14 protein-coding genes are annotated in these 13,263 nt (G+C 57.4%); 8 read left to right on the top strand and 6 right to left on the bottom strand.

Annotated elements, in window-relative coordinates; all coding sequences use genetic code 11:
• Positions 1 to 128: 128 nt before the first annotated feature.
• Both RX972_RS24045 and RX972_RS24040 read right to left on the bottom strand, forming a co-directional pair.
• Positions 129 to 887 carry an endonuclease/exonuclease/phosphatase family protein gene (locus tag RX972_RS24045; RefSeq protein WP_049827046.1) on the bottom strand — a complete coding sequence of 253 codons (759 nt, stop codon included), beginning with the start codon at positions 885 to 887 and terminating at the stop codon, positions 129 to 131.
• Between the two features lie 106 nt (positions 888 to 993).
• Positions 994 to 2,205 (bottom strand): MFS transporter, encoded by a 1,212-nt coding sequence (locus RX972_RS24040; RefSeq protein WP_231677571.1) that lies wholly within the window; start codon positions 2,203 to 2,205, stop codon positions 994 to 996.
• Between the two features lie 173 nt (positions 2,206 to 2,378).
• Here RX972_RS24040 and RX972_RS24035 point away from each other — a divergent pair, with 173 nt between their 5' ends.
• Complete coding sequence (locus RX972_RS24035; protein ID WP_316879219.1) at positions 2,379 to 3,506, top strand: lactonase family protein; 1,128 nt, start codon at positions 2,379 to 2,381, stop codon at positions 3,504 to 3,506.
• A 212-nt stretch (positions 3,507 to 3,718) separates the two neighbouring features.
• Here RX972_RS24035 and RX972_RS24030 read toward each other — a convergent pair whose 3' ends face one another.
• A complete protein-coding gene (locus RX972_RS24030) occupies positions 3,719 to 5,305 on the bottom strand; it encodes an ABC-F family ATPase (RefSeq protein WP_099268846.1) in 1,587 nt (528 codons plus the stop codon).
• 434 nt (positions 5,306 to 5,739) lie between these two features.
• Between RX972_RS24030 and RX972_RS24025 the strand changes: the two genes are divergently transcribed.
• Positions 5,740 to 6,183, top strand: a complete 444-nt coding sequence (locus RX972_RS24025) for a hemerythrin domain-containing protein (protein WP_099268926.1) — start codon at positions 5,740 to 5,742, stop codon at positions 6,181 to 6,183.
• An 81-nt stretch (positions 6,184 to 6,264) separates the two neighbouring features.
• Positions 6,265 to 6,609 carry a 2-oxoacid ferredoxin oxidoreductase gene (locus RX972_RS24020; protein WP_122396966.1) on the top strand — a complete coding sequence of 115 codons (345 nt, stop codon included), beginning with the start codon at positions 6,265 to 6,267 and terminating at the stop codon, positions 6,607 to 6,609.
• A gap of 69 nt (positions 6,610 to 6,678) precedes the next feature.
• Here the strand turns inward: RX972_RS24020 and RX972_RS24015 are convergent, their stop codons facing one another.
• Positions 6,679 to 7,008, bottom strand: coding sequence for a hypothetical protein (locus RX972_RS24015; protein WP_049826835.1), 330 nt, complete (start codon positions 7,006 to 7,008; stop codon positions 6,679 to 6,681).
• 100 nt (positions 7,009 to 7,108) lie between these two features.
• A complete protein-coding gene (locus RX972_RS24010) occupies positions 7,109 to 7,438 on the bottom strand; it encodes a DUF6388 family protein (RefSeq protein WP_231677574.1) in 330 nt (109 codons plus the stop codon).
• Between the two features lie 309 nt (positions 7,439 to 7,747).
• On the opposite strand from RX972_RS24010, the gene RX972_RS24005 reads away from it, so the two are divergent.
• From RX972_RS24005 to RX972_RS23990, 4 genes are all read left to right on the top strand, one after another.
• Complete coding sequence (locus RX972_RS24005) at positions 7,748 to 8,137, top strand: RidA family protein (RefSeq protein WP_316879212.1); 390 nt, start codon at positions 7,748 to 7,750, stop codon at positions 8,135 to 8,137.
• A 152-nt stretch (positions 8,138 to 8,289) separates the two neighbouring features.
• On the top strand, positions 8,290 to 9,054 hold the full coding sequence (locus RX972_RS24000; protein WP_122395651.1) for an IclR family transcriptional regulator: 765 nt from the start codon (positions 8,290 to 8,292) through the stop codon (positions 9,052 to 9,054).
• Between the two features lie 16 nt (positions 9,055 to 9,070).
• Positions 9,071 to 10,276 (top strand): amino acid deaminase, encoded by a 1,206-nt coding sequence (locus RX972_RS23995; protein ID WP_316879209.1) that lies wholly within the window; start codon positions 9,071 to 9,073, stop codon positions 10,274 to 10,276.
• Between the two features lie 17 nt (positions 10,277 to 10,293).
• A complete protein-coding gene (locus RX972_RS23990) occupies positions 10,294 to 11,238 on the top strand; it encodes a sugar kinase (protein WP_231677577.1) in 945 nt (314 codons plus the stop codon).
• Positions 11,239 to 11,399: 161 nt separating this feature from the next.
• On the opposite strand, the gene RX972_RS23985 is transcribed toward RX972_RS23990, so the two are convergent.
• Positions 11,400 to 11,675 (bottom strand): peptidylprolyl isomerase, encoded by a 276-nt coding sequence (locus RX972_RS23985; protein WP_017133756.1) that lies wholly within the window; start codon positions 11,673 to 11,675, stop codon positions 11,400 to 11,402.
• Between the two features lie 237 nt (positions 11,676 to 11,912).
• Between RX972_RS23985 and RX972_RS23980 the strand changes: the two genes are divergently transcribed.
• Positions 11,913 to 13,082, top strand: a complete 1,170-nt coding sequence (locus RX972_RS23980) for a PilT/PilU family type 4a pilus ATPase (RefSeq protein ID WP_316879202.1) — start codon at positions 11,913 to 11,915, stop codon at positions 13,080 to 13,082.
• Positions 13,083 to 13,263: the final 181 nt, after the last annotated feature.

Below are 13,263 nucleotides of genomic sequence, written 5' to 3'. Positions count from 1 at the left end.
GCCGGGCTTGCCCGCGATGCAGACGCTGCGGTGTTGCAGGTGAACCTAGTTGCCCATATCGCGGGCAAGCCCAGCTCTCACAGAGTTATTTGCTGGCTGCGCTACAACCTATTTTCAGACGTTCGCAGTTACAGATGCACTTCAACCGCTAAGGGAAGATGGTCAGAGAGGTGCGTCCAGGGCTTGTTACCTAGAATCCGCGGCTCATGACTGCTGGCATTGCGCAGGTAAACCCGGTCCAGACGTAGCATCGGGAAGCGTGCGGGATAGGATTTGGCCAGCGCGCCGTGATGACGTTCGAACACTTCGTGCAGATACTCACAGCGGGCAAGGCGCTTGTTGCCGCGCAATTGCCAATCATTGAAATCCCCCGCGATGATCACCGGCGCATGACTGGGCAGGGAATCCAACAACTTGCACAGCAGGTCGAGCTGCAACTGCCGATGACTTTCCAGAAGACTCAGGTGCACGCAGATCGCATGGACTTCATCGTGGCCGGGCACTTGCAACACGCAGTGCAGCAGGCCTCGGCGCTCGGGACCGGTGATGGAAATATCCAGATTGCGATGCTGCAGGATCGGGTATTTCGAGAGTATGGCGTTGCCATGGTGACCGTCGGGGTACACCGCGTTGCGACCGTAAGCGAAGTCGCTCCACATACTGTCAGCGAGGAACTCGTAATGTGACGTTTCTGGCCAGTCAGCGTGTCGCGACGCGTGGCGCTCATGGCTACCCAGCACTTCCTGAAGAAACACCAGATCAGCACTGGTGCTGCGCACGGCTTCGCGTAGTTCGGGGAGGATGAAACGTCGATTGAGCGCAGTGAAGCCTTTGTGGGTATTCACCGTGAGCACGCGCAAGCGATGAATATCGGGAATATCACTCATGTCCATGATGTCGGCGCTTACGCCAGCTGGGTCAGGGGGCACGCGGATGCTCCTATAAACGGGGTATGTAGATCGGACTGGTGCGTGATGCCCCAGTTCATCTTTTTTACGCCCCGCTGACCCTGACCTGCGCGCGGCGCGACAGCAGTACCGTCAGGCCCAGCCCGCCAATTGAAAGCAGTGAAGCGAAGAAGAAAATCCACGAATAACCCAGTCCCAAAGCAATCGCGCCCATGATGGGCCCGGCGATGGCCAGCGCCAGATCAAAGAACACAGCGTAAGCACTCAGCCCGGCGCTACGGCTGCTGGACGGCACTTGCTTGATCGCTTCGACGCCCAGCGCGGGATAAACCAGCGATAGCCCGAGACCGGTCAGACCGGCACCGGTCAAGGCGAATGTCGTGTTGGGCGAGACCCAGAGCAGTACCAGTCCCAGAGTTTCGACGCCCATACATAGGATGGCCGAGGTGAAGCCGCCGAGTCGATTGATCGCGCCGATGAACAACAGCCGCGCGGCGATGAAGCACACACCGAATACACTCAGACACCAGGCTGCACCTTCCCATCCGCGGCTGACATAAAACAGGGTGATAAACGTAGTCATTGTGCCGTAGCCAATCGACGCCAGGGTCAGACTCAGCCCGTAAGGTGCAATCCGGCCAAACACCGACCAGAAGGGCAGCCGCTCGCCCTTGATCACGGGGGGCGCCGTTTGTTTACGAATGACCAGCAATGACAGGGAGGCCATCACCGTCAGCGCGATACCCAGGGTGAAGAAGCCCAGCTCATGGCTCATGAGGTAGCCCAACGGCGCGCCGATGGCGATGGCGCCGTAGGAGGCGATACCGTTCCAGGAAATCGCCCGTGCCGTATGCTCCGGACCCACCTTGCCGATGCACCAGCTGATGCTGCCCACGCCGATCAGGCCTTGCGAGACCCCCAGGAACAGCCGGGAGACGATCAGAATAGTCAGGCTGACTTCAGGCAGGTGTTCGAGCAGCGCTGCGGCCAGGGTCAAAACGCCGCTGATCGCGATACCGGACATGCCGTACACCACGGCGAGCTTGGTGCCGATGGTGTCGCATATCTTGCCTGCCGTTGGGCGGCTGAGCAGGGTGGCCAGGTATTGGGAGCCGATCACAAGGCCCGCAACGACTGCGCTGAAGCCTAGCTGATCATGCACATAACCGGGCAACACCGCGATCGGCAAGCCGATACAGAGGAAGGCAACGAAGGTGTAGAAAACCACTGAAACGATTTGCAGGGTGATCGTCATGGAACTGGGCTGTGCAACGGGCGGCGGGGAGGCAGCAGACATTGGGCTCTTTCGCTGGCAGGCGGTAGGGAGTGACCACATCATGGCCTTGCACGCAAACAAATGAAAGCATGCTAACGATGTAAAGGCGCAACAATTTGTAAAACAGTAATTGCTGGAACTCTCAGGTGGTCATAGGATGACTGACCACAATCATAAAAACAAAGGATCCTCCTGTGAGCAAACCTCTTCTCATGGCTGCGGCCGTTATCTGCGGATTAAGCATGAATGCCAATGCGTCAACATTCGCTTATATCTCCAGCCCTGTCGACGGAATGATTTCCCAATACAGTCTGGATGAAGCCAGCGGGAAGCTGAACCTGGTGGAGCAGACCAAGGCTGGAGACATGGTCAATCCAATGGCCATCAGTCCGGACGGGAAAGTGTTGTACGCCGCGTTGCGGGTCAAACCTTTTCAGGTAGTGGGCTTCAGCATTGACCCCAAAAACGGGCACTTGACTGAACTGTCCCGGGGCCCGCTGGCTGAAAGTCTGGCTTATCTGTCGACTGATCGCAGCGGCCGCTTCCTGATGGGGGCTTCTTATGGGGCTGATGCCATTACCGTGCAGGCCATCGACGAAGCGAAAAAGCCTGACGAAAAAATTCAGACCTACAGAACCGGCCCGCATGCCCACTCGGTCCGAACCGATCCGAGCAACCGCTTTGCTTACGCCGGCAACCTCGGTGCTGATCACGTGCTGCAATACCGACTGGACGACAAGACCGGAGCGCTCGCTCCGATAGGCACTGGTTTTGTCAGCGTTCCCGCGAAAACCGGCCCGCGGCATCTGGCGTTCTCCAGCGACGGCAAGTTTCTGTTTGTCGACGGTGAGATGAGCGGCACCGTCACTGCGTTTTCCATTGACGACAAGACCGGCGCACTGACTCAAGTCGCCCAGGCCAGCGGCATTCCAGAGCGTCTGAAACTGGCCCATGGTGAAGTGCGGGATGCGAGCAACAACGACCTGAAGGATGACCCGACGCCACGCATCTGGGCGGCTGATCTGCGCTTGTCGCCAGACGGCAAGCTGCTGCTCATGACTGAGCGCACCACCAGTTCGGTATCGGCCTTCGCGGTCGATGGTGCAACCGGTGCACTGACCTTTCTCGATAACTACCCGGTGGAAGAGAAACAGCCACGTAACATTGCTTTCTCGCCAAACGGCAAGTGGTTACTGGTAACCGGTGAAAAAGCCGACAAGGTGGGCGTTTACGGGGTAGGCGACAAAGGCGCACTGAAGCGCGTCAGCGAAGCAGAGTCGGGCAAAGGCGCGTTGTGGATTGAAGTGCTGCAGATCAAGTAGAGCAGAGCTGGAAATAAAAAAGCCCGGTCAGATTGACCGGGCTTTTTGCGTTTTGAGGCTGTGTGCAAGCCCTCGGAACTGTAGTGCTATCCCGGTAGGAGCGAACTTGTTCGCGAAGCGCTATTCCAGTAACAGCCTTGCTGCCTGACAATCCACCTCGCCAACAAGTTGGCTCCTACCGGTTTCGCAAGCTCAGAAATTAAGCAGCCTTATCAGAACACCACACCCTGGCTACGCAGGTAGTCATCGTAGGTGCCGCTGAAGTCGGTTACGCCGTCCGGGCTCAGCTCGATGATGCGGGTGGCCAGTGAGGAAACGAACTCACGGTCATGGCTGACGAAGATCAGCGTGCCCGGATAGTTTTCCAGCGCCAGGTTCAGCGCTTCAATGGATTCCATGTCCAGGTGGTTGGTCGGTTCGTCCATGATCAGCACGTTTGGCTTTTGCAGGATCAGCTTGCCGAACAGCATGCGGCCTTGCTCACCACCGGAAATCACCTTCACCGACTTCTGGATCTCGTCGTTGGAGAACAGCATGCGCCCCAAGGTCCCGCGGATCATCTGCTCGCCCTGAGTCCACTGGCCCATCCAGTCAAACAGCGTGACATCGTTTTCGAAGTCGTGAGCGTGATCCTGAGCGTAGTAACCCAGTTCTGCCGCGTCGGTCCACTTGATGCTACCGGCGTCCGGAGTCAGCTCGCTGACCAGGGTGCGAAGCAGGGTGGTCTTGCCGATACCGTTCGGGCCGATGATCGCCACGCGTTCGCCAGCTTCAACCTGGAAGCTGAAGTCCTTGAACAGAGGCTTGCCGTCGAAGCCTTTAGCCATGCGCTCGACGATGACCGCCTGACGGTGCAGCTTCTTGGTTTGTTCGAAACGAATGAACGGGCTGACACGGCTCGAAGGCTTGACTTCGGCCAGCTGGATCTTGTCGATTGCCTTGGCGCGGGAGGTGGCCTGCTTGGCTTTCGAGGCGTTCGCCGAGAAGCGGCTGACGAACGATTGCAACTCGGAAATCTGTGCTTTCTTCTTGGCGTTGTCTGACAGCAGTTGCTCGCGGGACTGGGTCGCCACGGTCATGTACTCGTCGTAGTTGCCCGGGAACAGACGCAGCTCGCCGTAATCCAGGTCAGCCATGTGGGTGCACACGCTGTTCAGGAAGTGACGGTCGTGAGAGATGATGATCATCAGGCTGTTACGCTGGGTCAGGATGTTTTCCAGCCAGCGAATGGTGTTGATGTCCAGGTGGTTGGTCGGTTCGTCGAGCAACAGCACTTCAGGATCGGAGAACAGTGCCTGAGCCAGCAGCACGCGCAGTTTCCAGCCCGGCGAAACTTCGCTCATCGGGCCGTTGTGCTGCTCGATTCCGATACCCAGACCCAGCAGCAATTCACCGGCACGGGATTCGGCGGTATAGCCGTCCATTTCCGCGAATTCGGTTTCCAGTTCGGCGACAGCCATGCCGTCTTCTTCGGTCATTTCCGGCATCGAGTAGATGCGGTCACGCTCTGCCTTGACCTTCCACAGCTCTTCGTGGCCCATGATCACGGTATCGATCACGGTAAATTCTTCGTAGGCGAACTGGTCCTGACGCAATTTACCCAGACGCACATTCGGCTCGAGCATCACTTGCCCACCAGAAGGCTCCAGATCGCCGCCCAGGATCTTCATGAAGGTGGATTTACCGCAGCCGTTGGCGCCGATGAGGCCGTAACGGTTACCGGCACCAAACTTGACCGAGACGTTCTCGAACAAGGGTTTGGCGCCGAACTGCATGGTGATATTCGCTGTGGAGATCAATTACCTTACCTTTCAATAACTTGGAGTTGGCTGGGTGCAGCCGGTACCGATTTGATGCCCGTTTCCGTCTTTGCCCTGGCGATTTTTATCACGGGCCGAGGCCATTCTTTGGGCCATATCTAGCCAGCATCTGCGACGTAAAGAGTCGGATGACTGGAAATGAATGCGGGATTCATGCCGAATTTGGCGCGCATTGTCGCATAGAGTGAGTGGCAGTTGTATGGCAAGCCGGATTAATCATCCATCGCGCGCACTGCGGGTAGGAGCGAACTTGTTCGCGAGGCGGCGTACCGGGTACACCGGCAAGTGAACGGCTAGAGGACGCAGAGCGCAAACAGCGAATTTGCAATGCTCAAAGACTGAACTGCCGCTTTCCCGAAGATGTCTAGTAACCATCGCTTCCACATTCGGAAGCTGTCCCTGGAGTACAGCCCGTGAATATTTTTGAAGCCTTGAGAGAAAGCCATGACCGTCAGCGTAACTATGCCGACATTCTGGTCAAGACCAGCGGTGATAACGCTGAGCGTGTTGAAGCCTACAAACAGCTGAAGGCTGAACTTCAGGCCCATGAAACCGCCGAAGAGCGCTTCTTTTATATCCCGCTGATGGAACACGATAACGGCGTGGACCTGAGTCGCCACGCGATCTCGGAGCATCACGAGATGGACGAGATGATGGAAACACTGGATGAGACCGAGATGTCCAGTCCCGCTTGGCTGGCTACTGCCAAGAAGCTGTCCGAGAAGGTTCACCATCACCTGAAAGAAGAAGAGCAGAAGTTCTTTCAGATGGCAGGCAAGCTACTCGACGAGAAGCAGAAAGAATCCCTGGCTGGCAAGTACGTCAAGGAGTACGAGGAGCAGCTAACCGAAGCGTGAAAACCAAGGGCGGGGCGCATGTCTTGTTCATGCGCTTTGCCGGGCGGTGTAGAATCCGCTTTTTCGCGTTCAAGGAATGTCATGAAACTTCTGATTTCGGCAGTCGCTCTGACGGTTTTGGCAGGTTGCACCTCGCCATCCAATCAGGCGCGGGCTGTTGGCCCTTACAAGACGTATTCGAGTCAGAAAACTGCGGCGGTGGTTGCGCAGTGCATTGAGTATTCCTGGCAGGACGAAGCTCTGATGGGGGCTGAAGCCGATGCTTTCATGCAATCCAGTGAAAAGGGCTTCACCGTTTACAACACGGGCGCGGAGTTCTTCGTGGATGTGCAGCCTCAAGGCGGTGCAAGTGCGATTCAGTATTACGCGCCGTCTTCAAATCTTGCGACTGAGCGTCGCGGAGCTGCGCTGGCGACTTGTTTGTAAGTATTGACCCGACGTGCAGCGCAAAAAAAGCCCGGCTTCAATAGCCGGGCTTTTTCGTGCTCGCACCGATCAATTATCGGGGGAGCCAGCAGCACCGCCACCGGTGCCGTTAGGGCCGTTCTTGCCAGGACCGCCAGTTTTGCCAACAGCACTGCCAGTGGTGCCGCCATCAGTTGACTTGCCTGCGCCTGAACCTGTGGCTCGACCATTTGCGTCAGCGCTTTTAGTGCTGCCCGACGCCGGTGCTGGGTGAGTACCAGGCGGCACTGCCGAGCCGGTTTGAACTCCGCCAGTTTCAGGTTTTACCGGACCTGTGCTCGAGGAAGCTGCAAATGCGGAACCAAACGAAAGTGAAAGCAGGCCTGCGAGCAAAAAGTTAGTCGTCTTTGACTTCATCATGGTACGTCTCCAATTTATGAGCGTTACCTGATATTGGTCAGCCACGCCCTCGCAAGAGTGCCCTTGATGGCGACGAACGGTCACATCGCGCTGATCAGGTTCAAGGTTCCAGCTTGTTCAACTCGCAATATTCCAACCAGTCCATACCGGCCATCTGCGCCACTTCCTTATGGACCTCACGCCGCTGGCTTTGATATTCCTCAGGGTTGGCAGCGGTCAGTTGCAATGTCAGCTCCCAGGCAAACAGACCCTGGCGTTCAGCCTCGGCCTCGAAGGCCTCATGCAAACACTCTTCGCGGTATTGCTCACGTGTCAGACCAGCAGCCTGCGCGGCCAGTGGGTTGAGCTTTTCCAGTTCCTGCTGCAATTCAGGATGCTGAGACAGGAAAGTTTCCAGCGCTAATGTGTGGGGATGTTCTGCTGTAGCCATTGGATCTCCGTAGTGTATTTCCAGGCATGTCATCAAACAGACCGTCACTGATGATACTCGTTGGTTTTTTTCCATCCAGTGCTGTGGCACACTCAAAACATATTTCCGCTATTTCAGATTGTGTTCCGATATAGCGGAAAGACCAACGACTTTATTTGCATTAAAACGCAGTCCCTGTAGGAGCTCAGCGAGGTTACGAGGCCAGCGATGACGGTGTGTCAGACATACCTTGATCGCTGGCCTCGTAACCTCGCTGAGCTCCTACAGGATTCGGTTTAATTCGGATTGTATTTTTTACAGGAGACCTTCATGAGCATCACTCGTTATGGCGCAGGTAGCGTCGCTGGGGGCGGGCAGCCGCGTCCTTTTGCTCGTGCTGTTGAAGCCGACGGCTGGCTCCATGTGTCGGGCCAGGTGCCCGCAGAAAACGGCGAAATCATTGTAGGCGGCATCGTTGAGCAGACGCACAAGACCCTGCAAAACCTGGTCGCGATCCTCACTGAAGCGGGCTATGGTCTTGAAGATGTGGTCCGGGTTGGCGTCTGGCTTGAAGATCCGCGGGATTTCTGGAGTTTCAACAAAGTGTTCGGTGAATACTTCACACCCGAACATGCCCCGGCGCGTGCCTGCGTGCAGGCAAGCATGATGGTTGACTGCAAGATCGAGATTGACTGCGTGGCGTACAAGAAAAAGGCCTGATCTATAGGAGCTATCCCGGTGTCCATGGCACCGCGCTATCTCGCGGCAAATATTGAATGGGTAGGAGCTGCCGAAGGCTGCGATGGCGGTGTCAGGGTGAACGCTTCGCAGCCTTCGGCAGCTCCTACATAAGTACGCAAGGGTTTCCAGACATGACCGAAGACACCATCAAACGCCGGGCCCGCGGGCTCGATCGGGCGTTCGATATTCTCGACTTTCTCAAGGAGCAGGGCAAGCCCATGCGCCCCAACGAGATCGCCAACGGTATCGGCGGCCCCAAATCGACGGTTTATGAACTGGTCGGTTCGCTGCTGGAGCGACGCATCCTGGAGTCCGTGGGCAAGGATGGGCATGTCTACCTGGGGCGTCAGTTGTACTTTCTCGGTCAGGCTCACTTGCGTCATTTCGACTTCACCCGCGAGGCGCAAGTCTGCCTGGGCGATATCGTCAGCCAGACCCGCGAAACCGCGCAGATGTGTCTGCTCAATGGCCGCAAGTACACCGTCGCGTTAATGAAAGAGGGTGAGCGACACTTCCGCATTTCCTCCAACATCGGCGAAAACGCGCCGATTCCGTGGACGGCTTCCGGGCGTTTGCTCCTGTGCCACCTGAGCGATCAGGAAATCGTCGACCTGATCGATGCCGACGACTTCGTGTTGCCCGACGGTCAACTTCTGCCGATTGAGACCTTCCTTGACGAAATCCGCAAGGCGGGTGAGGAAGGCTTCTTTTCCTTCGACAGCGTTGCGGACACTTTCACCCATTGCTTCGCTGCTCCGGTCAAAGACGAACATGGCGTGTGCATTGCAACGCTGTGCATCGTTGCTCCGCGAGCCGATGCAAAAAAACACTACGCCGACTACCGCAGAGTGCTGATCGAGAGTGCCAACGGGCTAGCGGCTCGCATCAATGATTAATATCCGGGAGACCACCATGACTATTGCAGCTGTAGAAAAGGGCGCCGCCGCTCCAGGCGATCATCTGGTGCGTGATGTAAGTTTGCCCGCGCTGGTGATCCATCGTCAGGCGCTGGATCACAACATCCGGTGGATGCAGGCGTTCGTCACTAACAGCGGCGCTGAACTGGCGCCCCACGGCAAAACCAGCATGGTTCCGGCGCTGTTTCGGCGGCAACTGGAAGAGGGCGCCTGGGGGCTGACGCTGGCTACGGCGGTTCAGACCCGGGCTGCCTATGCACACGGGGTTCGTCGGGTCTTGATGGCCAACCAATTGGTCGGCACTGCAAACATGGCGTTGATCGCCGAGATGCTCGCGGACTCTATGTTCGACTTCCATTGCATGGTCGACCATCCGGATAACGTGGCGGCACTGGGCGAATTTTTTGCGGCCCGCGGTTTGCGCCTGAACGTGATGATCGAATACGGCGTAGTGGGGGGGCGTTGCGGTTGCCGTACCGAGCAACAAGTCCTAGAACTGGCCGAGGCGATCGCCGCACAACCGGCCCTGGCGCTAACAGGCATTGAAGGCTACGAAGGCGTGATTCACGGCGATCAGGCTGAAAGCGGCATTCGTGCTTTCGCGGCCTCGCTGGTGCGTCTGGCGGTGGATCTGCAGGATCGTGGAGCATTTGCGCTGGAGCGGCCCATCGTCACAGCGTCGGGTTCGGCCTGGTACGACTTGATCGCCGAAGCTTTCGACGAGCGTCAGGTGCGTGAGCGATTCCTCGGTGTTTTGCGTCCCGGCAGCTATGTCGTGCATGACCACGGCATCTATAAGGACGCGCAATGCTGCGTACTGGATCGCCGTGCTGATTTGGACGAAGGCCTGCGCCCGGCAATGGAAGTCTGGGCTCACGTGCAATCGATGCCAGAGCCTGGCTTCGCCGTGATTGCCATGGGCAAACGCGATGTTGCCTATGACGCGGGCTTGCCAAGTCCATTGCTCTGCTACAAGCCCGGTGTTGTACCGGCGCAAGGCGTGGACGTCAGCGCCTGCAAGGTGACAGCCGTGATGGATCAACACGCATTCATGACCGTCGCGCCGGGATGTGAGCTGAAAGTCGGCGACATCATTGCGTTTGGTTCCTCCCACCCGTGCCTGACGTTCGACAAGTGGCGCAGTGGCTGTCTGGTGGATGAAAACCTGCAAGTCATTGAAAGTTTCGACACGTATTTCTAGTTCGGGAGTCGCACTCAATGAGTGAGCTGATCAGCCATAGTCACCCACGGATCGCCCTGATCGGCGAATGCATGATCGAGCTGCAACAGCATGCCAGCGGCGCACTGCAACAGAGCTTCGGCGGCGATACGCTCAACACGGCGGTTTATATGACCCGCCAATTGGGCAGCAGCGCACAGGTGGATTATGTCACCGCGCTGGGCGATGACAGTTTCAGTGATGCAATGTGCCAAGGCTGGGCGCAGGAGGGCATTGGGCTGAGCAAGGTGCAGCGTCTGTCTGGGCGGTTACCAGGGTTGTACTGCATTCAGACTGACGCCAGTGGCGAGCGTCGATTCCTGTATTGGCGCAACGAAGCTGCGGTGCGTGACTGTTTCAACACTCCGGACGCTGAAAAGATTCTTGGGGCATTGCCGGACTATGACCTTCTTTACCTGAGCGGGATCACTTTGGCGGTGCTGGGCGAGCAGGGGCGGCAACGTCTGTTCTCAGCGCTGGCTCAAGCGCGTGCTTCAGGTGCCAGGGTGGCCTTCGACAACAATTACCGGCCACGTCTCTGGGCATCGGGTGAACAGGCACGCGAGGCGTATCGTGCGTGTCTGGCCCACGTCGACGTGGCGTTGCTTACCGAGGACGACGAGCAGGCACTGTTTGGCTATACCGACAGCGAGCAATTGTTGAGCGCCTACCGCGAACTGGGCATCAGCGAAGTCGTCGTCAAGCGAGGCTCGCAGAGCTGTCTTGTTGAGTCGGGCGGTGAACGCTTTGAAATTCCTGCTCGACGTGTTGAGCGAGTGATCGACAGCACGGCGGCGGGTGATTCGTTCAGTGCGGCTTATCTGTCAATGCGCCTGCGAGGCGGCAGCCCGGTGCAGGCCGCCGAAGCCGGACATCGTCTGGCGAGTGTGGTGATTCAGCATCCGGGGGCTTTGATTCCCAGGAGTGTGATGCCGGGGTTGTAGGTGATTCCGCTGTCGCGTCTTGTGCAACCTGTGGGAGCCGAGCTGCTCGCGATAAAGCTGGACGCGAACCTGCCTGATAAATGCAGCGCCCTTATCGCGAGCAAGCTCGGCTCCCACAGGAAAGCATTTCTGTCCTGATGCTTGTGAGGATTTAAAAAAACTCAATCCCGATAAAACACCTGAACCAGGTGATAACCAAACTTGCTCTTGATCGGGCCATGCACCGTGCGCAGCGGCTTTTTGAAGATCACCTGATCAATCGCGCCCACCATCTGCCCAGGGCGGACTTCGCCCAGGTCGCCACCGCGTTTGCCCGAGGGGCAGGTCGAGTGCTTCTTGGCCAACACATCAAATGCTTCGCCCTTGGCGATGCGCTGTTTGAGTTGTTCGGCCTCTTCGGCGGTTTTCACCAGAATGTGGCGTGCTTGGGCTTTCATGGGGCAGGGGCCTGAAGAAAAAACGGCGGCTATTATCACACAGCAGGCAGACCTTGTTTCCAGGTACTGCCCCTAATGACAAAAAATACGCGCTCTGTTGCACAAGCAGCCTGATCAATCATTGCGTACCGAGGTGTTCTACCGCCAAGCTATGCGCACTCATCCCGGATCGTGATCCGGTTGAACGTCGCACGAGAGGCGGCCTCTTTCAGTCAAATCATTTGTGCGGTGTTGCTTATGGATTTCCCGGCGTTGTTGAAGACTCTGGCCAGTCAGGATGGATCGGACCTTTATCTTTCTACTGGGGCACCGCCCTGCGCCAAGTTCAATGGCGTGCTCAAGCCGTTGGGCACTGAGTCCCTCAAGCCTGGTCAGGTGGCTCTGGTTGCCGACGGGTTGATGGATGCCGAGCAGAAGCGGGATTTCCATCGAGATCTTGAGATGAACCTCGCGGTGTCCATGGCAGGGATCGGGCGTTTCCGTATCAATATCTTCATGCAGCGCAACGAAGTATCGATCGTGGCGCGAAACATCAAGCTGGATATCCCGCGCTTCGAAGACCTGCACCTTCCTCCGGTGCTGCTCGACGTGATCATGGAGAAGCATGGCCTGGTGCTGTTTGTGGGCGCGACCGGTTCAGGCAAATCCACCTCACTGGCGGCGCTGATCGATCACCGCAACCGCAATGCCAGCGGGCACATCATTACCATTGAAGACCCGGTGGAATTCATTCACCGGCACAAGAAGTCGATCGTCAACCAGCGCGAGGTCGGGGTTGATACCCGCAGTTTTCGTGCTGCATTGAAAAACACCCTGCGTCAGGCCCCGGATGTCATCCTGATCGGTGAAATCCGCGATCGGGAAACCATGGAACATGCGCTGGACTTCGCCGATACCGGACACTTGTGCCTTTCCACACTGCACGCCAACAACGCCAATCAGGCGCTGGACCGGATTATCAACTTCTTCCCGGAAGAACGACGCCAGCAACTGCTGCAGGACCTTGGCAACAACCTCAAAGCGTTCGTTTCCCAGCGTCTGGTCAAGACTCTGGATGGCAACCGCAGGGCGGCCGTGGAAGTCATGATGGGCACGCCGACCATTCGCGACCTGATTCAGCGCAATGAGTTGACTGAACTCAAAGGCATCATGGAAAAGTCCGGAAATCTCGGTATGCAGACCTTCGACAGCGCGCTGTTCGATCTGGCCGCAGCTGGTGTGATCAGCGAAGAGGAAGCGCTCAAATACGCCGATTCCCAGAACAACCTCCGCCTGCGCCTCAAGCTGCATGGTGAAGGCGTGACGGCCAACCCCACCGCCGCGCCGAGCGCTCCTGTCGGTACCTCCAGCGTGAACGTGTCGGATTGGGGGTTGGTGGATGAGCGCGATGAGGGTGGGCAGAACTGATTTAATACCGGGCAAGCCCAGCTCCCACAGGGTTGTGTGCTGGCAGCGAGATAGCTTCTCTGAAGTCAGCTGTCGCGGCTAGCGTTGCTTTGACAGGCGAGCGCTTTCTCCTGTGGGAGCCGGGCTTGCCCGCGATGCAGACGCCGCGATTTTGCAGTGGAACCGAGTTGCCTTTATCGCG

The sequence above is a fragment of the Pseudomonas syringae group sp. J309-1 genome (assembly GCF_032582135.1).
Lineage (GTDB): Bacteria > Pseudomonadota > Gammaproteobacteria > Pseudomonadales > Pseudomonadaceae > Aquipseudomonas > Aquipseudomonas quasicaspiana.
This window is presented reverse-complemented; position numbering and strand designations above follow the sequence as displayed.